Origin of the sequence: Acinetobacter venetianus RAG-1 = CIP 110063 (assembly GCF_000368585.1) — a bacterium.
Lineage (GTDB): Bacteria > Pseudomonadota > Gammaproteobacteria > Pseudomonadales > Moraxellaceae > Acinetobacter > Acinetobacter venetianus.
The window spans coordinates 833,690-852,309 of record NZ_KB849558.1 but is presented as its reverse complement, the minus strand read 5'-3'; the positions used below and the strand labels follow the sequence as shown (position 1 = coordinate 852,309).

Sequence of the window (18,620 nt, the reverse complement as noted above, 5' to 3'; positions counted from 1 at the left end):
AAAGAACTTAATGATCAGGAAAGAAGGAAGTTTATTTAAATGAAAAATTTCATTTTAACGGTACAGAAAAGTGTTTTGGCTCTATCCGTAGTGACTGTCATGTCACCTACATATGCAGCTTCTGAAAGTGCCGAAATCGAACAGCTACGCCAAGAGGTGAAAGAGCTAAGAGCGATGTTGCAACAGTATGTACAACAATCTACGCCTGTACAGACAGCGGCAGCACCCTCAACACCAAGTACGACTATGCCACAAACGGTTCAACCATTTACGCCTAAACTCAGTACAAAATCAGGTGCTGAAGTCAATTTGTATGGTTACATTCGTGCCGATGCCTCATATCAAGCTCAAGGTGCATCGAGTATGTATAACAATATCAGTGGTGTTCCACTAGAGGGTACACCTGAAGAGTCTCAGCAAAAAGACCGCTTGCACACCACAGTGAGTGTGACACGTTTTGGTTTGAATTTTAAAACGCCATCTGCTCTAGGGGACGTAGGTGGGAAATTAGAAATGGATTTCTTCGGTGGGTCATCCCGTGATCAATTTCGTATTCGCCATGCATATTTGACCTTAGATAAATGGTTAATTGGTCAAACATGGTCAACGTTTATTGCACCTGAATACTATCCTGAAACCATTGATGCAGCGACCTATGTGGGTGGTGCTTTACAACGTTCTCCATTGGTTCGTTATAGCAATAAGCTCTCAGAAAATACCAGCTTTGCACTAGCGGTTGAAGATCCAAAATATACAGCAACATCGGACCCCGACAATGAAATGCGCTTACCCGCATTTGTTGGACGCGTGAATCACAAATTTGACAATGGCTCGATGCTATCGGGACGTAGTTTTGTTGCTGAGAAAAAAACCAGTAATGACAATGAATGGGCATGGGGTGTAGGTTTAGGAGGTAAATATCAGCTCAATCCAAACACATTCTTAAAAGCAGACTACTACCACGTCAAAGGTGATGGACGTTTCCTAATGTGGACCAATAGTGGCTATGCCATTGATGACAAAAATAATATTCAAACCAATGAGTTTGACTCAATTTCAACGGGTATTACACATCAATTTAACTCTCAGCTTCGCTCAACATTGGGCTACGGCTATATGAAAGCTAAAGACAATAACGACTTTGCCCGTATCCAAAAAGATAATCCAAACCAAAACAAAGAGCTTTGGCAAGGTTGGATTAATGCCATGTACAATCCGTATAAGCCAATTACGCTGGGTATGGAGTATGTCTATGGCGAACGCGAAACATTTGATGGCCGCTCAGGGACAGATAACCGCATCAATATGATGGCGAGCTATGATTTTTAATATAAATAAGACCTTGAATAATATGTTTTTTCTTTAAGGTGCATTATGTCGTTTTAAATAATGATTAGGAAATTATCTCATTGAGGAGATGAAGAATGACAACAGTTAATGTAAATGCAGTAATTGATCAAGCAAAATTTACCCCATTTCACTGGACGATTTTACTCTGGTGCTTATTAATTATTATTTTTGATGGTTACGATCTCGTTATTTATGGTGTGGTATTACCGTTATTGATGCAAGAGTGGTCATTAACCTCAGTTCAAGCGGGAATGTTGGCCAGTACCGCACTCTGTGGCATGATGTTTGGTGCCATGCTTTTTGGTGCATTAGCAGATAAAATCGGCCGAAAAAATGTGATTTTAATTTGCGTCACATTCTTTAGTGGTTTTACATTTTTAGGTGCATTTGCATCAAGTCCTTTCGAATTTGGCATTTTACGGTTTTTAGCAGGTTTAGGTATTGGGGGCGTGATGCCAAACCTTGTTGCGCTGACTTCTGAATATGCACCTAAACGCATACGCAGCACTTTAGTCGGCACGATGTTTAGTGGCTATGCAATTGGTGGAATTCTTTCTGCACTAATCGGTAGTTATCTAGTCGAAAGTCAGGGATGGCAAATCATGTTTTTGATTGCAGGTATTCCTTTACTTTTATTACCAGTGATTTGGAAATTTCTTCCTGAATCTTTGACCTTCTTGGTTAAAACAGGAAAGACTGAACAAGCACATCGTATTATTCAAAAAATTTCACCAGAACAAACTATTACCAGCAGCACTCGCTTAACTTTAAATGATGATAACGTCCCAACAGGCAGCTCTGTCAGAGGTCTGTTCCAGCAAGGTCGTGCATTCAATACACTGATGTTCTGGGTATTGTTCTTTATGTGTTTATTGATGGTTTATGCATTAAGCAGTTGGTTGCCAAAACTAATGCTTGTGGCAGGCTATTCACTTGGCAAGAGTATTTTGTTCTTACTTGCTCTCAATGTCGGAGCAATGATCGGCTCAATTGGTGGCGGTATTCTTTCTGATAAATTCCATTTAAAACCCGTCATTATGGGAATGCTAATGGCAGGCGTTGTGGCACTCGTTGGCTTAGGATTTAACTCACCAGCTTATGTTTTATATGGTTTAGTTACTGTGGCTGGTGCTGCAACTATCGGTACTTCAATTCTACTTTATAGTTATGTTGCTCAGTTTTATCCACTTAGCGTCCGCTCAACAGGCATTGGTTGTGCTTCAGGTGTTGGACGGATCGGTGCAATTGTCGGGCCGATTTTAACAGGCATGTTACTGACCTTAAACCTTCCACATACAATGAATTTTGTGATGATTGCTATTCCAGCCATGATTGCAATCTTTGCGATTTTAAGCTTAAAGCGTCATAAGTTTGATGAAGAAGAGCATCAAGTGGAACAAGTAAAAGTAAGCCTAAGTGAGTCGAGTAATGCTTAATCTAATTAGCAAAATTTAGTTCTTTAAAAGAAGAATAAAAAGCCCATTAAATATTTGATGGGCTTTTTAGCTATATAAGCAATAATACAATATAGATATGATTTTATTATTCAATTTTAAATTCCAACTCAGCAAAACAAAAAAAAGCATTCATAAATGAATGCTTTTTCTAATTTCAGATTTTAAATATTTAAATTTCAATCGCAACAGCCGTTGCTTCACCGCCGCCGATACACAACGCAGCAACACCTTTCTTCTTGCCTAAACGTTTTAATGCATAGATCAATGAAAGAATAATTCGGGAACCGGGTACAGCCGAGATACGTGTAAAAATAGGACAAATAAAAAGTCAAGAATTTTTTTAATATAATATACAACTATGTAGATTTCAGAATTTACTACTATGTGTAAAAAGACTCAAACAAGAATTGGTTTGGACTAACAAAGCCAAGCCTTACGTTAATATCTATTATGTTATTCTTTATCTTAACCTAATTGAATCGAAATAAGGTTTTAGTTATGAGCTTTAACAACTTAGATGATGAAAGTGATATAGCAGCAGCTGCCGCTAAGGTACTTCGTGAAAGCTTTATTAAAGAAGCCCGCACCAATACTGTACTTTATGTAGAGAATGATGCCATATGGAGCAAGGCTCCAAATAGTACACCCGTCTTAATTAAACAATTGTCTGGACGTAACCCTGAGCTGGCCAAAAAAATTACTGGATCAGGAACTTATAAAATTAAAAAACGAAATATTAGTACTTAAAACAAATAGTTCATACTCAGCAGAGCTCCACAAGACTAACGTAATTTATAATCATATGAATTTAGAAAATGGTGAAACTATATGCTCTATGAAGAACTAGCAAAAATACAATTTTCAAAGCAACTATACATCAGTGGTATGAGAGCTTTAAATATCAATGACTATGAATTTTTAACAGGTGATTGGCATGTAAAAGAGACATGGCATCCAGATTCTAATTTAAGTTCCTTTCATATCATGGGAAAGGGAAAAATTGCTTTATTTGATACAAATGAATATTTAGGTGAAGAGGGAGTCTTTGAAGCTAGTGAAATCTTAAGGACAATGGGAATTCCAATTTTTTCACCGACGGTCTATGCTGCAACACATGCTAGAGCAATTGCTGATAAAATTATTGCAGAAGCATTTTTGGCTATAGAACTAAATGGTAGTAAACTCTTTAGATATATTTCATTACATGATTTTGATGACTATATGCCAGAAGATACAGATAAACAACGTGTCTATGAACTACTTGAGAAAGCCATAAAGCTTTTACCACAAGAACAATCCAATCATCTAAAAGAGTGGTTATATCAGGCAAAATGTAAATTTGAAAACTTAACTCTTGAACAAAAGAAAATCCGTAGTGCCTGGCTCATTGCTCAATCGAATGCTCGACAAGCATTTCCAGAAGAGGTAGTCAATGCTTGTAGAAAAAATTCAGATTCAAGATTAAGAAGATTACTAAATGGCGAAACAACTATTGAAGAAGAAGAGATAGATCTCTTAAATAAATGGCAGGAATTAAATGGTACTAAATAATAAATCTTAATTTTATATGATTTTAAAAAATTCTAATTTGGTGTGAACCACTATTTTAGGAATTTTTTCTTAAATTTTTACAAAATAAGTTAAGGTAAATCTCTATGCGACTCAAGGCATAAAACATTTTGGACGAATCTAATACCATTATTTCTTGCTGAGATGATGAAAATGATTAATTGAATAGTAATGAATGAAATTGAAAGTATCCATTGGAATAGTGTTGCTTTAAAAGTGATACAAAGAATAATAAAGCCAATAAGTATAAAAATAGTTAATATGCTGCTATCTCTAAAAAATAGAAATTTTAAATGAGAGTCAACAATTTGTTCATCATTTTTATGCTTTTGATAAATTTTGTACCAGACACGATTTTGTTCAGACGGTAGTGTAGGAAGTACACCGAGTATTTTTTCTAAATTTTCCATATCAATACGTGGATCTTTTTTTGCATGTACAGTAAAAGCCCGATGCCCTGGGAGACTATATTTCAATTTCCCAAATATAATGTTATGTTTAGTTTCTGCTGGTAAAATATTTAATAGCAATTTTACGATTAAAATACCCAAGATAAAGGATGATAATAATTTAAATAAAGAGTTATCCAACATGCTTTTTGAAAGTAATAAACTCATAAATTTTTCTATATTCAATGCGGATAAAATAATATTTAAAACAAGAAAATCCATGCATATGATTTTCCATATGTTACTTATGTTTTCTTTTTGAAGTTTTTCTGAGGTTGATACGTCATTTGCCATAATTTATTTCTCAATCTCATCTTTTATAATATGAGAGATATCTTCATAGTTTGATAAGAATATAAATTGATCATTTAACTTATTCAATTTCTTGTTATCAGTAATGAAATCCTTTAATAGATTGTACCGTTTCAGAGTATAAAATAATAATGCTTTTCTACATTTTATCTCTATTTTCCCATCGATCATTCCATAGTCAAATTCGATGGCTTTACGATGTGTTTCAGATAAGTCAGATGAAGGCTTAAAAACTAGTGTGATGTATGTATGCCATGCTATATCTTGTTCGGAGGATACCACTGCTTCATCTAGAGTTTCTGCTGTAATAATTCTAGCTAAAACGAAATCACGAAAATCTTTACGTGTTCGACAAAATGCTCTTACATGCCAACGATGACCATCGAATACCATAGCATGTGGATTAAGTGTTCTTTCAGAAGCTACATCACTCGTCATTGAAAGATAGCTTACTCTGATAGCTTTTTTATTATTAATCGCATCAATAACCAAAGCTAAGGTATTTTCAGGCACTGTTCGCTCTAAAGATGGTAAGACATCACTGGGTGGTACCATGCCGATAAAGCTTTCATCACTTCTAATAATATTTTGATTTAAAGCCAGTAAATTACGTAAATAGTAGCGTGAACCTTTTTCGCTGAATAGAGGTTGGAATTCTTCAGACTTTAAATAAGCCTTTGTTTTTTTGTCATAAAATACATTATCTGGACGCCAATCTATATAACGAGCTAAGTCAAGAGAAGCTTGAGGAACAGATATTCCAAAAAAATCTACTAGATCACTACGATTGATTTTACCAGTCCATTGAAGCCTAAAATCTATAAACTCTAACCGTTTGTCTTGTGACCAATTTGACGTTTTGGATTTTTTATCGGTCATACATCACCTGAAATGTTTGCTAACAAATATAATTTTTAGATGGGTATAAAAAGTATTCCCATCTAAAAATTATATTGTATATTAAGACATCAATCTTTTCTAGTCGCTTAAGGTAAACGTATGCCTGCTTCAATCGTTTTCTTTCCCGTCGGTAATGGTGATATGACACTTATCACTTTAGCTGATGGTAGAACCATATTAGTTGATATCAATATCCGTCAAGATGCTGATAATCCTTTAACTTCTACTTATGATGTTGCCAGTGACTTACGGGGCAGACTTAAGCGGGATATGAATAATCGTCCTTTTGTTGATGTATTTTTATTAAGCCATCCTGATAAAGATCATTGTACGGGATTGAAAAAGCATTTTCATTTAGGAGCTTTAGCTAACTATTGTGATGATCATAAAATAGACAATGAAAAGAGAATTGTGATTCGTGAGCTCTGGTCTTCACCAATGGTGTTTAGACGCGCTTCAAAAAATCATACTTTATGTGAGGATGCTTGTGCTTTCAATACAGAAGCACGACGTCGAGTTAAAATTAATAAAGAGAATAATTTCTTTAGTATTCCTCAAGGAGATCAAATCCTTATTATGGGTGAAGATGAGAATGGTAAGACAGATGATCTAAATCCTATTCTCATTAAATCTGGCACAACCTTTAGAATCAATAATCAAGGGTATGATTCAAATCTTGAATGTTTCTTAATCGCGCCTATGACCAAGCAAAGTGAAGAACTGGAATGTATTCTTTCTAAAAATCATTCAAGCGTAATCATTAATTTTAGTATTGCTTCAAATGACTATTCTGATAAATGCCGTTTCTTATCTGGTGGTGATGCAGAGGTAGAAATTTGGGAGCTGATTTGGGATAAGTATCACTCTACTCCAGAGGTTCTTGCGTACAATATTTTGCAAACACCCCATCACTGTTCATGGCGTACTCTTTCACATGATAGCTGGAGTGGAAAGGGAGAAAGTGCAAAAGAGTCTGGTGATGCGGTCAATGCACTATCTCAGGCAAGAAAAGGGGCTGCCATTGTTGCCAGTAGTAAGTTGATTCAGGATGAAGACAGTGATCCTCCATGTATCCGTGCTAAACGGACTTATACAAGAATTGTCCAGCAACTCTCTGTGAGTGGTAAGTTTTACTGTACGGGTGAATATCCTAAGAGTAACAATGTGAAGCCACTCATTTTTGAGATTGATAACGTTGGGGTACGTGTAGCTAATAAAGCTGTCATTGGCGCAGCGTCAATTGCAGCTTCCCCTAACCTTAGAGCAGGATAATACTATATGTCAGTCGATCCGTTTTTCAAGATAGGTAAATCATATTCTAGCTTAGATCCCAATCTTCTAAAGTATGAACAGACACGTCAATTCTTTCAATCATGCCTTAGTCATCCTGATTTTGATATTGCTGATATTGTTGAATTGTCTTGGAAATCAGATCAACCAGCTGAGGCGATTATTGTCCACTGTGGTGATGGGACTGTCCCAACGGAAAACCAAGTCGGTATTTTAGTGACAGAAGTACTGGCTATAGTTTATAACCCTAATAAACGATTTGGCAGTCCCTATGAGGTTTTAGCACTTCGAAAAGATTTTCCAAAAACTCCTCATTTAAATGGAACATCTTCTGGAGAGCCAGCCTCGCTTTGCTTATATGCTGAAAGTTGGGAATCAGTTGAGAGGACTTGGACACCCAAAAAATTTCTGCAGAGAATCTTATGGTGGCTTCATGAAACATCAAATGATACTTTACATCTAAATGATATTATTCCTGAGCGATTATTTTATAATAATTTTTGCCAAGTAATTTTACCATCTGATTTTTTTAATATTTTGAATTCCGAAAATTTCAAACTTAGGTTAAATTATATTTACAATCAGGATAAGCTATATAAAATTTTTAGAGCTTCATATATAGGCGTAGCTGAAAAAATTGACGAGGTTTCTTTAGAAAGTATAGTAGTAAAACTGCCCGAACTTGGTTTAAATCCGATTGAAAGAGTTCCTGATACTTTAGATGGTTTAGTTGATTATTTTAAAGCAAAGAATATTGATCTAAAGAATATATTGATAGAAGAAATTAAAAAAAATGTAGATCATAATGGTATCCAGTTTTTATCACCAAATACGAATACATTCTTATTGCTTTTACTTATAGTTCCAATAGTTAATCAAAATAATGATGAAAGCACTAACTATGATTTTTATGGTTTTGCTCTTAGTAATACTACTATTTCTGATTTGGGTATTAGGTTAGGAGCTTTGAATAAAGGTTTTGATAAAAAAAACGAGAATATATGTTTTCCTGATCACCATTTATTTGATCTAAAAGTTGAACAGCCCAATGATAATTTAACAAATATTCAACTTGAACATGTTCAAATTACATTCGAAACCACACAAAAGTTCGCAAGAACAGCCTCAGGAATAGACCTTTCAAACGCAAATTTTAACGGTGTATTAGCTGGAGTGGGTGCACTTGGTAGTACATTAGCTGAAATTTGGTCAAGAGAAGCATGGGGAAAGTGGTCGTATGTGGATGATGACCTACTTAAACCTCATAATGTAATCCGGCATATCGGTAAAGACTGCCATATTGGAAAATCTAAAGTAGATGTTGTAAAAGAATTAGTGGATCTAAACTATCGTTTTGGGGAAAAAAGTGTTGCTATTCATGCAAAAATTAACGACTCAGAAAATTCTCAAGTTAAAGAAGCTATTAATAACGCTGAATTATTAGTTGATGTGACAACATCAATTGAAGCAGCAAGAGATCTACCAACATTAGCAAATTCGACACGTATAGTGTCTACATTTATAACACCATCAGGTGAAGATTCTGTTTTATTATTCGAAGATAAAGAACAGAAGATTAGAATTGATGCATTAGAAGCACAATATTATAGAGCTATATTAAACAATGATTGGGGAGTAAAACATCTTAAGAAACATCTTGGTGCATTTAAAACAGGTGGAGGTTGCCGTGATATTTCTATGATTATTTCTGATGAACTAATTAAATTACATGGCGCTATACTGGCACGACAAATTCGTTTGGGAAGCCACTGTAATGAAGCTCAGATTAAAATCTGGTCTTTAGATGATTCGACAGGACAAGTAAATTCTCACATTATAGAAGTATTACCTTCAAAGAGAGAAATCTTACAGAATGGCTGGACAATAATTTATGATGATTTTATTTATCAAAAATTATCTGAAATAAGAGCAAAAGAACTTCCAAATGAAACAGGTGGTGTCATTTTAGGATACATCGATCAGAAACTAAAAAGTATCTATATTGTGGATGTTTGTGAAGCACCTCACGATAGCATTGCAACACCTACAACTTTCATAAGGGGTAGTGAAGGCCTGTCAGATTACATTGATCTATGTAGTGAAAAAACAGCCTATATTGTTCGCTATATCGGTGATTGGCATTCTCATCCTGACCATGTATCGACAAGACCTAGTGCGTTGGATGAAGTATTACTAACCGATTTACAAAATAAGATAGATGATCCAAATGATCCTGTTTTAATGGCTATTATAAATTCTAATAAAGTCAGTTTTTATCTTTAATATAGGGGATTATTATGGAAATCTTTGAATCTAGTAAGCTTGTTCTATTTATTATTTTTGCAATTCCAGGCTTTATTTCAATAAAAACTTATTCGTTACTGTGCCCAAATCATGAAAAAGATAGTACAAAGCTAATTATTGATGCCATTACATATAGTTGTTTGAACTATGCTTTATTAGGACCTTTTATTTATATGATGATTTTTAGTAAAAAATGGGATTTTATTTGTCCTTTTTTTACAATTAGCTTTTATTCATTTGTCATGCTTGTTTTTCCAGCATTTTTAGCTTGGGGATGGTTAAAGTTAAGAAATATGGAGTTTTTTAAAAAAAATGCTCCTCATCCTACACCAAGAGCATGGGACTATATTTTTTCTCAGAGAAAAGAATATTTTGTTTTAGTTACCTTATCTGATGGAAAAAAACTAGCAGGAGAATATTCAGAAAAATCATTTACATCGAGTTTTCCTGAAGATCCACAAATCTATTTAGAAAAAGCATGGGAGGTTAGTGCTGAGGGTGGTTTTGAAAGAATACGTGAGCAATCTGAAGGAATTCTAATATTATCCAAAGACATTCAAAGTATTGAATTTTTTCAACATCCCTAATATTTATCTATGGAGTTATCAATGTCAACTAAAGATTTAAAAACTAATATTCAGAGTATACCAACCGACTTACAAACAAGAGGCTACCAACCACAAAAAGTGACTTCACCAAATCCGTCGAATACTCACCCCCCTAAAAAACCTTAATTTTAGAGCGAGATTAATTATGAATGATAAAACTCAAAGAGTGCCTGTTGGTGATGGTTATAGTCCAGCTGTGATAAAACCACACAACCCAATGCCTGGTGCAGGTTATCAACCAGAAAAATCGAAAGGAACAAACCCGAGTAATCCTCAAGCACCTACATCTCCGCCTAAAAAACCCTAAGGAATCGAAATGTCTAATATTAAAAATCCTGAAAACATAAATGATAGTTACAGTCCGAAACCTTCTGGATCTATTTCTGATTCAGATAAATTTGGTTATCAACCGACCAGATCTTCTGGGGGGAACACATCAAATTCATCTCAACAAACTACATCTCCACCAAGAAAGCCCTAAGATGATATAGAGCTCGCATTCTTTATGTGGGTTCCATTATTTATATTTACTTGTTTTTGAGAAAAATACTTTGAACAGCATAAATCACAAAGCCATAACCAAAGGTTTAAAAAATATTTATTTACATAACTCTTATATTAGAAATAAACGGGTGAAGTTGCGATGTGATGGACATACCAATTTGATTGGTGGGAATGGTCGTGGTAAGACCAGTATGCTTAATTTATTACCGATATTTGCTGGAATTTCACCTGAAAGCATGGTGCAAAAAGCTGGTAATAAATCTAGTTTTCTGGATTTTTATTTGCCTAATCTGCAATCAATGATTGTATATGAATATCTTGGGCAACAGGGTATGTGCTGTGTCGTGATGTATAGACACCAGAATGGTACGAAACTGATTTATCGTTTTGTACAAGGACGTGCTGAAGAAACTTTTTTTGCGCCACAGTTCGATGAATTATTTGCAAAAAATATGCAAGTGAATGAAATTATTCATGAACTGCAATTAAATAATATTAAAATCAGTAAGCAAATTGAAACGATACTGGATTATCGGGCTATTCTGCATAACGATAAAGAGCGTTTTGCTCGTGATAAGAGTCTTCGTATATTGGCAGCAGACTACGCCATGTGTGATCGTCAATATACACTGCGTCATCTGGGTGAGTTAACTCGTGTACCTATGTCTCAGGTAGATCTGATTAATAAGTTTAAAAGTATGCTGGTAGATGCTTATCTACAGGATGAAAATGCAGTTGTAGGTGATAAAGGTCTAACTCATACGGCAAACTTAAATCTGATCGAAGATATGAGAAGTTTGCAGGAGTTTATAAAAGCAAGTTCTCAACTTGAAAAAGGTACGCAACTTAGAGCAAATGTTATTCAAACATATCAGCAACTTTTTAAGGTGAAGTTACAGGCTCATACGTTAACTGAACAATTTATAGAGGATGAGCGTGAGCTACAACAGGAGCATGATACCTATTTACTAAAATACGAACAGGACTATGATGCATTACAAACGACTATAACTAATCTGGCGACTCAACTACATAGCAAACAAGGTGAACGTACAGCAGTTAAAAATCAGATTGAGCATATCAATAGGCAGGAACAGGAATATCAGCAACTCAATATTGATCGCATGATCAGTGAGTATCATGATCTACCTGTCTATCAAGTTAAAGTGCAAGAGGAACAGGCTCAACTACAACGTTTGGAGGCTTCTGCCAAAGATATTGTAGATTCCCATGATCAGCATTTACGTCAGATTCGGGAGGAAACATCTCGGGAAAAAGGGCTATGGGAACAGAAAAAAGAAGATATTCATCACCAACAGATTGAACTACTCAAACAACAATCGCTAGATGAAGAGATGCTTCGGGCAGACCAGCAGGAAGAATTAGGTGAATTGTCAAACAGGCAGGAATTAGCTCTTGAGACCATAAATGAAAATATTCAGCAGGCACATCGAAGTGTTGGCGAAGCTGGAGCATATACTTATGACGAGTTGCAACATCTGGATTTAAATAAAAAATTATTAAAACAACAGAAACAACAGATTTCAGAACATCTCTGTAAACATACTCCACTCAAGGAGAACCTTGAAGCCCACAAAAAACAGGTGCATGATGCACTTATGGCATTGGAAAAACACAAAAATTTATTGGATAAAGAACAGAAACAGGAACAAAAATTACGTGAACAATTAAATAATGAAAGTTCATTAATCAGTTTTCTGCGTACTCATCCCAATGAGTCATGGAAGCAGAATATTGGGAAATTGATTAATCCTGTTTTATTGCTTAGAAAAGGACTCAATCCTAAATGGGAAACTGATGAATTAAATCAAAACTCATTTTATGGATTGCATTTAGAACTAGATAAGCTGAGTTTACCTCAGGAAGCGGACACGCTGGAGGATCTTAAAAAGCGTATTGAACAGCAGGCTTTGCGTTGTAGTCAATATCAGGCTGACCAGACGATGCTGGAACGTAAAACGAACACTGCCAAAGAAGAGTTGAAGTGTTTGGAAATAGAGCTGTCTGTGTCTGAGCAGGAGTTAAACAATTTAAATAAAAAATCTCAGGAATTAGATGCCGCACAGGAACGTATAGAGAAAGACATTCGCCTGAATATCAATGAACGCAAGGAAAGAGCTGCCCAACTCTTGCAGGATGCCGAACAACAGCAAAAATCCCTGATTCAGCAGCATAAGTCAGCTAAAAATGATCTGCAACAACTACAAGAAAAAGCCCGTGATGCCATAAAAGCAAAGTATCAACTTAAAGACACCCAGCTTCAGCAACAAGTAAAACAGATTGAAGACAATATTCGCCAGACGATAAAACAGAGTGATGATAAAATTGCTGAATTGCTTAGAGCTAAAGATAGGGCATTGCAGGCTGAAGGTGTGGATACGCAGCAGCTAAAATGTGCGAAACAGCGTTTGACCGATGCTCAACAGCAGTTTGAGAGGGTGAATGGATACATTGGCAGAATTAATGCCTATCATAAATGGGTTGAGGTAGAACTTAGTCAACGTACTAAACTTCACGACCAATTAAAAATGATTCAGGAAGCGATTGAATATCTAGAGAAAGAACATGCAGATATTGAGAAAGCGTTACAACAACTAGATAAGGAAAAAAGTGAACATAACAGACAGTATCAAGCTACTCTCAAGATCATTCACAGAAAATCGCAGCAACTTGAGCACTTATTAAAACGTTTAGAGCCATCAATGCAGGATTTCACCGAGCTAGAATCAGAATTTGCTATTGATGAAGTAGAGAAACCATTGGATTTTGACTGGTATCTAAATCATGGACAGGAGCAACTGTCGCAATTGGTAGATTTACGTCAACAAAGCCTTAAATTACATACATTGGTGAAACAGATTTTGAGTCTGGCACAGGGTAACGGTCTGGAACAATACTGGAGTAACCAGATGCTCGATTCTCGTTATCAGGTAGACAGTTTACCTTATATGTTACAGGCCATGACAGTATTGGGAAAAATGCTAGAGCATGAAATTCCATCCAAAATTAATGCAACGATCGTGGCATACCAGTCATTGGGTATCGTTTTTCAAAACCATTATGAATCACTCAAACGGTTTCAACGGAAAGTCTCCAGAGTCTCAGATGATCTGAGCTCGAATATTAATACCCATAATCCGTTTTCATCATTAAGTGATATTGAGATCCGACTTGAAGCTACAATCAATAAATTTGGTTATCTTACGGATCTGGAAAGTTTTGTGAATAAGTTTAACTCTGATGTGAATGAACTTCCTAATGAAAGCGTCATTGCCTCTTTGGAAAATGCAATAAAAGCTTTACATAATTCTAATGTTGAAAGTCATGACCTAAAAACCATGGTGGAAATGAGCATTTGCTTCAGAGAAAATACTCGTTTGGTCAAGGTGAGAAATGACAGGGATTTGGCAGAGGCCTCATCTACAGGTTTATCCCGCTTGGTAATCTTATTAATCTTCACAGGATTAATCCGTCATTTGTGTGCAGATGAAAGTGTAGCAATTCATTTACCAATTGATGAGTTGGGGCAAATTGACTCAGCTAATAGCATTAAATTACTAGAATTGATGCAACAGCAACAGGTCTATCTGGTGTGTGCTCAACCACAAATGAGTGAAGAAATCGGTAGGTCATTTCAATATAAATATAATATTGACAAAGATAAAGGCATTTCTCAGTTTGTAGTCAAGTCAAAAATTCAACAGAATCCACTACTTGTTGCAGGGAGCTATGTAGAATGAATCATCAATCTTTCGGTGAGTGCATAGAGCGGTTACTTCGTGGTGAAATTATTGATATATGGTTGGATAAATCCCTGTATAGCGATTTGTGTCAGCCTGATAATCTTCAAGAGATCAATCATTTTTTATCCAGACTGAATCGTAACTGTATTCGCAGCAATGATGGTAATGGGTTTTATTGTGCTTATCTGGATATTGAGTCTCCAGAAATTCGTAAGATTATTCAGCGACAATTTAATGATTTTGTTTCGAGAATTGAACCCATTGTGCAATGGGTACGCTTGTGCCGTACACTGACCAATGGCAGTAAGCCAATTGAATATGGAGATATCATTTCAAAAGGTCAATTGCTTACCAGTGTAGAGCAATCTCATTTAGGCAGTGAGCAACTGAAAAAACTTGCTCAAAAAGTTGCTAAACAATCGACAAGTACCAATGCATCCGATCAATTGCAATATGTACTGAATTATTTGCAGGATGAAAAATACCTGATTCTAGCGGGTCATGATGCTGGAACAACCTATCGAGCCACAGCGAAATGGTCATTATTTTATGAGCAATTGGAATATATCAGTGCCTGTGAACAGATCCCGACGGACAACTTGCATGACACAGCAGGGCAGCTAGTTCAGGATAATTTGATATAGGTACCCAGTATGAATGAAGCCAGAAAAGAACATCCCGCTGCAAAAGCCTGCTCGACCTTAGCTACACATATTGATGTGATTGGGGCCGCGATCAGTAATAATCATGGTGCGATTGAATTTAGCCCTGAACATGAAACAATGATTAAACGGTTGAATAAAGCAGGATTAGGCTATATCGAAACAGATACTGAGGCTTATATCCTGCATAGTACAGTTGTCAGGTTTGTTTCACATTTTGAAAAGAAAGGGCGAATCAAAAATTCCAGTGACGATATTCATGGATGTATTAACCAAATTGAGAGCTGTACGGAGACCTATCAATTTGCTAGACAAAGAAGTCTGCCTGAAGCTAGACATTATTTAAGCCAACTCAGTGAATTGGTGGTTGAATTGTCCAGTTTACTGCATGAAAACTGCTTATATTTTTCCAGTATAGTGGCAGATCACTTAGCTGTCATATCCGATCTTGAGTTAAAAATTCATGTGACTGAACAAGCGTTAAAACAACATGGTAAATTACGCGAGACACTTACAATATTAAGTGCGGATTGGCTGGATCAAGTGATGTGTTTAGGTAAAGAGCTTGAACGACTGGTTAAGCGACGTTTGCAACCTGTAGTAAATGCTTGTAATCGTGAGTTATTAAATACAGCCCACCAGATTAAGGAACAGATTACAGCACTTAAAAAAGAACAACTGATCCAGCACCGCAATATATTGATTGATTCAGTTCATCGCTATTTATCTGAGAATCAGATTGACATGCAACTAGAGGCAGGGATAACACCAGATGGGTTTAATAGGGTCACAGCCATACCATTATTAGGTTATGGTAACGTTAATCAATATAGTCAACTCGATATTTTAGGAGAACTGGGCGCAAAAGCAGCAGAAAATCGACATGCCAAATCGAATATTAAACTGGCAGAAGCTCAAACAACCATCAACCAAACAAATGAGGTTGAGATTGTGGAACAAAGTCCATTACAGACGGCCCTAGAATATTTTTTTGAGGCAGCCTTACAGAGCGATGCTGGTACAGAATGGCGTGGTGTAGATTGTTTCGAGAAACTACATCCAAAGGTTGAGCTAGAATTCTGGTTAATGTCATTGGTTAGCTATCATCATGTGAACCAAAAGACACATGAACACAAAATTACGATGCGCATGGAAGAAACCCAGACACCATATTTTGATGGTAACTTTTTAGTACATGATGTAGTTGTAACTAAATCTAGGAGGATCATGTGAACCAGATTCAGTTAAACGTCATTCGGGATGTATTAAGGGAAAAGTCTACACAGGTTCGATTAAATAAAACATGGCAATTACTTCATGGAGAACATGGGATTGGTAAGCGTGTCATTAATGGTCTGTGTTTAAATGAACGGGATTACCAGATATTAGAAAATTTGTACCAACAATATCGCAAGGATAATGTATTAGATGAGCTGCCTACAGGACAGAATCGTCTCGAAACAGTAAAAGTACATCGCAATGAAAAAAATACGTCCAAACAGGTGTTTGCAGATCAGCTGGTATTTGCATCAGTCCATCATGATTTACCTCTGAAATCAGTCTGTATGCCAATTGGATATCCTATGTTCGTTCCAACAATAGATATTGGTGAATTGGATATTACTGGTATAAAAAGATTGGTGGTACTTGAGAATGCTACGATGTTACTCACTTTGCATGAGTGGTATCAATGTTTACCCACGATATGGCAGTCTAGCTTATTTGTCTATCGTGGACAGGGGCAAAACCAAAGTACTGTGAAAAATCTTTTAGCTCAATTAGGATTAAATGTTCCAGTAGCGATTTATGCCGACTTTGATCCAAGCGGTTTATCCATAGTAATGAACTATTTTACGATAAGACCAGTTTCAATCATTGTTCCAAAGGGATGGGAATACCTAAAAAACAATCATTCATGTAATCAAACAGATAAATATCTTGACCAGTTTAATAAATTGTCTGGTTTATCGGAAAAGCTCGCTAAAAATTCATATCTTCACAGAATGTTTACGGTAATGCAGGCAGAGAAAATTGCAATGATGCAAGAACATGTTATGTTCTTGAATGGAGTGGAATATATTGATCTGTAATGGGTAATAAAGCACCTATTGAAAAGAAAGAGAGCGATTTTTTAGAAAAATGGAACTCATTAAAAAATATTCAATAAATTCAATTTTTGCCATTGAATTAAGTACTTAAAACCACCCGAAGTATAATAATTGTCATAGTATTGCATGATATAAATTGTCATATTATTAAAAATGGTTTGTACGAGGTTTGATATTTAGGGATTAATGCGACAAATGGCTATTCCCTTGTGACTGTCTTATTTGTAAATTGGGAATCAATACATTTAAAAAAACAAAGAAACTTATCAAGGAGAATAAATATGAAAATTGTATTGATACATGGGGTTTGGAAAAGTGGATTTACAAAGGAAAATCTTGAAAAAGAGTGGGAGAGTGCACTACGAGACAGCTTTCATTTAAATAAACTTGATCCCAATAAAATAGATCCTGCCAATATTGAGTTCGTTTATTATGCAGATCTGAAGAGATCATTTCGTCTTCCTTGGTCTGTATTTAGTGCAAATTTTGATAGCAAAATGTTAGGGATTGATTTACCAAATGATCTTGATGATGAGGTAATGCTACAAGTTTCAACCAATTCTCAGGAAGAAAGTGAAATTGCAATGCAATTTGCTTTAGAGCTTTGTAAGAATGATCCTGAGTTGACTAAAGAATTATTAGACTTACAAAATATTCAACCGGCTCAAACAGTGGATGGGCTATTAAAAACTCAGTTTGCTCTTAAATTGATTCCTTTTTATACCATTACCGCAATAGTAAAAATTTTACAGAAAAAGTTTCCCAATTTAACCCAGTTTGTTGCTCGTGAGTTTGCACAGGAGTCCTATTTATATCTAAAGGATGCACAGTATCACAACAAAGTTAATCAACTGTTATTGGATACACTTAATGAACCATGTATTCTTATCGCTCACTCATTGGGAAGTATAGTTAGTTATAAGGTACTATCTAGTTTAAGCCAGACTGATCATATAAAAGGATTCATTACTTTGGGTTCACCTTTAGGTATGGAGTTATTCAACTCAATAAGGGCAAACCCTCTTGGTGTACCAAGTTGTATTCGTAAAGGGCACTGGGTAAATTTCAGAGCTGAAAATGATCCAATAGCGGGAGTATTATTAGAAGCGCCTGATTATCCAATTGATCCAGCAATAACTAATACATCTGTAGTTAGCCTAACAGAAAATGTAAACCCTCATAGCATAGAGGGATATCTGAAAACTTATGAAGTAGCTACTTATATTGATAAGCTATTAGATCAGAAGTGAACAATAGATGTTCTGAGATTAAAGAACTATTTAAAGTAAATTAAATGCTAGAGCTAAAAGAAGCTTTTGCGTTGCAGATTCTTTTAGCTCTTA

Annotated in this window: 15 protein-coding genes and 1 pseudogene; 13 read left to right on the top strand and 3 right to left on the bottom strand. The window is 35.7% G+C overall.

Annotation, left to right across the window (positions count from 1 at the left end):
- Positions 1-39 precede the first annotated feature (39 nt).
- Positions 40-1,329 (top strand): DcaP family trimeric outer membrane transporter, encoded by a 1,290-nt coding sequence (locus F959_RS09585; RefSeq protein WP_004879558.1) that lies wholly within the window; start codon positions 40-42, stop codon positions 1,327-1,329.
- 95 nt (positions 1,330-1,424) lie between these two features.
- On the top strand, positions 1,425-2,786 hold the full coding sequence (locus F959_RS09580) for an MFS transporter (RefSeq protein ID WP_004879557.1): 1,362 nt from the start codon (positions 1,425-1,427) through the stop codon (positions 2,784-2,786).
- Between the two features lie 190 nt (positions 2,787-2,976).
- On the opposite strand, the pseudogene F959_RS16495 reads toward F959_RS09580, so the two are convergent.
- Positions 2,977-3,093, bottom strand: a pseudogene (locus F959_RS16495) (hypothetical protein); the annotation flags it as partial.
- Between the two features lie 212 nt (positions 3,094-3,305).
- On the opposite strand from F959_RS16495, the gene F959_RS09575 reads away from it, so the two are divergent.
- Together F959_RS09575 and F959_RS09570 are read left to right on the top strand one after the other, a co-directional pair.
- Positions 3,306-3,554: a hypothetical protein gene (locus tag F959_RS09575; RefSeq protein WP_004879556.1), complete on the top strand. Its 249-nt coding sequence runs from the start codon at positions 3,306-3,308 to the stop codon at positions 3,552-3,554.
- Positions 3,555-3,635: 81 nt separating this feature from the next.
- Positions 3,636-4,358, top strand: a complete 723-nt coding sequence (locus F959_RS09570; protein ID WP_004879555.1) for a hypothetical protein — start codon at positions 3,636-3,638, stop codon at positions 4,356-4,358.
- 89 nt (positions 4,359-4,447) lie between these two features.
- Here F959_RS09570 and F959_RS09565 read toward each other — a convergent pair whose 3' ends face one another.
- Together F959_RS09565 and F959_RS09560 are read right to left on the bottom strand one after the other, a co-directional pair.
- Positions 4,448-5,119 carry a hypothetical protein gene (locus F959_RS09565; RefSeq protein ID WP_004879554.1) on the bottom strand — a complete coding sequence of 224 codons (672 nt, stop codon included), beginning with the start codon at positions 5,117-5,119 and terminating at the stop codon, positions 4,448-4,450.
- Between the two features lie 3 nt (positions 5,120-5,122).
- Positions 5,123-6,016, bottom strand: a complete 894-nt coding sequence (locus F959_RS09560) for a helix-turn-helix transcriptional regulator (RefSeq protein ID WP_004879553.1) — start codon at positions 6,014-6,016, stop codon at positions 5,123-5,125.
- 120 nt (positions 6,017-6,136) lie between these two features.
- On the opposite strand from F959_RS09560, the gene F959_RS09555 reads away from it, so the two are divergent.
- From F959_RS09555 to F959_RS09520, 9 genes are all read left to right on the top strand, one after another.
- Entirely contained in the window at positions 6,137-7,309 is a 1,173-nt protein-coding gene (locus F959_RS09555) for a ComEC/Rec2 family competence protein (protein ID WP_004879552.1), read from the top strand.
- Positions 7,310-7,315: 6 nt separating this feature from the next.
- Positions 7,316-9,610, top strand: a complete 2,295-nt coding sequence (locus tag F959_RS09550; RefSeq protein ID WP_004879549.1) for a Mov34/MPN/PAD-1 family protein — start codon at positions 7,316-7,318, stop codon at positions 9,608-9,610.
- Between the two features lie 14 nt (positions 9,611-9,624).
- Positions 9,625-10,218 (top strand): DUF6338 family protein, encoded by a 594-nt coding sequence (locus tag F959_RS09545; RefSeq protein WP_004879547.1) that lies wholly within the window; start codon positions 9,625-9,627, stop codon positions 10,216-10,218.
- 166 nt (positions 10,219-10,384) lie between these two features.
- On the top strand, positions 10,385-10,546 hold the full coding sequence (locus F959_RS16760; RefSeq protein WP_004879542.1) for a hypothetical protein: 162 nt from the start codon (positions 10,385-10,387) through the stop codon (positions 10,544-10,546).
- 244 nt (positions 10,547-10,790) lie between these two features.
- Positions 10,791-14,504, top strand: a complete 3,714-nt coding sequence (locus F959_RS09540; protein ID WP_004879538.1) for an ATP-binding protein — start codon at positions 10,791-10,793, stop codon at positions 14,502-14,504.
- A complete protein-coding gene (locus F959_RS09535) occupies positions 14,501-15,151 on the top strand; it encodes a hypothetical protein (RefSeq protein ID WP_004879536.1) in 651 nt (216 codons plus the stop codon). The genes F959_RS09540 and F959_RS09535 overlap by 4 nt, the downstream gene beginning before the upstream one ends.
- A gap of 9 nt (positions 15,152-15,160) precedes the next feature.
- Positions 15,161-16,402: a hypothetical protein gene (locus F959_RS09530; protein WP_004879534.1), complete on the top strand. Its 1,242-nt coding sequence runs from the start codon at positions 15,161-15,163 to the stop codon at positions 16,400-16,402.
- Positions 16,399-17,259, top strand: a complete 861-nt coding sequence (locus F959_RS09525; RefSeq protein ID WP_004879532.1) for a DUF7281 domain-containing protein — start codon at positions 16,399-16,401, stop codon at positions 17,257-17,259. The genes F959_RS09530 and F959_RS09525 overlap by 4 nt, the downstream gene beginning before the upstream one ends.
- A gap of 299 nt (positions 17,260-17,558) precedes the next feature.
- Complete coding sequence (locus F959_RS09520) at positions 17,559-18,527, top strand: lipase/acyltransferase domain-containing protein (protein ID WP_004879529.1); 969 nt, start codon at positions 17,559-17,561, stop codon at positions 18,525-18,527.
- The last annotated feature ends 93 nt before the right edge of the window (positions 18,528-18,620 follow it).

Coding starts and splice junctions, on each gene's coding strand:
- F959_RS09585 (WP_004879558.1), top strand. CDS start 40: ATGAAAAATTTCATTTTAACGGTACAGAAAAGTGTTTTGGCTCTATCC.
- F959_RS09580 (WP_004879557.1), top strand. CDS start 1,425: ATGACAACAGTTAATGTAAATGCAGTAATTGATCAAGCAAAATTTACC.
- F959_RS09575 (WP_004879556.1), top strand. CDS start 3,306: ATGAGCTTTAACAACTTAGATGATGAAAGTGATATAGCAGCAGCTGCC.
- F959_RS09570 (WP_004879555.1), top strand. CDS start 3,636: ATGCTCTATGAAGAACTAGCAAAAATACAATTTTCAAAGCAACTATAC.
- F959_RS09565 (WP_004879554.1), bottom strand. CDS start 5,119: ATGGCAAATGACGTATCAACCTCAGAAAAACTTCAAAAAGAAAACATA.
- F959_RS09560 (WP_004879553.1), bottom strand. CDS start 6,016: ATGACCGATAAAAAATCCAAAACGTCAAATTGGTCACAAGACAAACGG.
- F959_RS09555 (WP_004879552.1), top strand. CDS start 6,137: ATGCCTGCTTCAATCGTTTTCTTTCCCGTCGGTAATGGTGATATGACA.
- F959_RS09550 (WP_004879549.1), top strand. CDS start 7,316: ATGTCAGTCGATCCGTTTTTCAAGATAGGTAAATCATATTCTAGCTTA.
- F959_RS09545 (WP_004879547.1), top strand. CDS start 9,625: ATGGAAATCTTTGAATCTAGTAAGCTTGTTCTATTTATTATTTTTGCA.
- F959_RS16760 (WP_004879542.1), top strand. CDS start 10,385: ATGAATGATAAAACTCAAAGAGTGCCTGTTGGTGATGGTTATAGTCCA.
- F959_RS09535 (WP_004879536.1), top strand. CDS start 14,501: ATGAATCATCAATCTTTCGGTGAGTGCATAGAGCGGTTACTTCGTGGT.
- F959_RS09530 (WP_004879534.1), top strand. CDS start 15,161: ATGAATGAAGCCAGAAAAGAACATCCCGCTGCAAAAGCCTGCTCGACC.
- F959_RS09520 (WP_004879529.1), top strand. CDS start 17,559: ATGAAAATTGTATTGATACATGGGGTTTGGAAAAGTGGATTTACAAAG.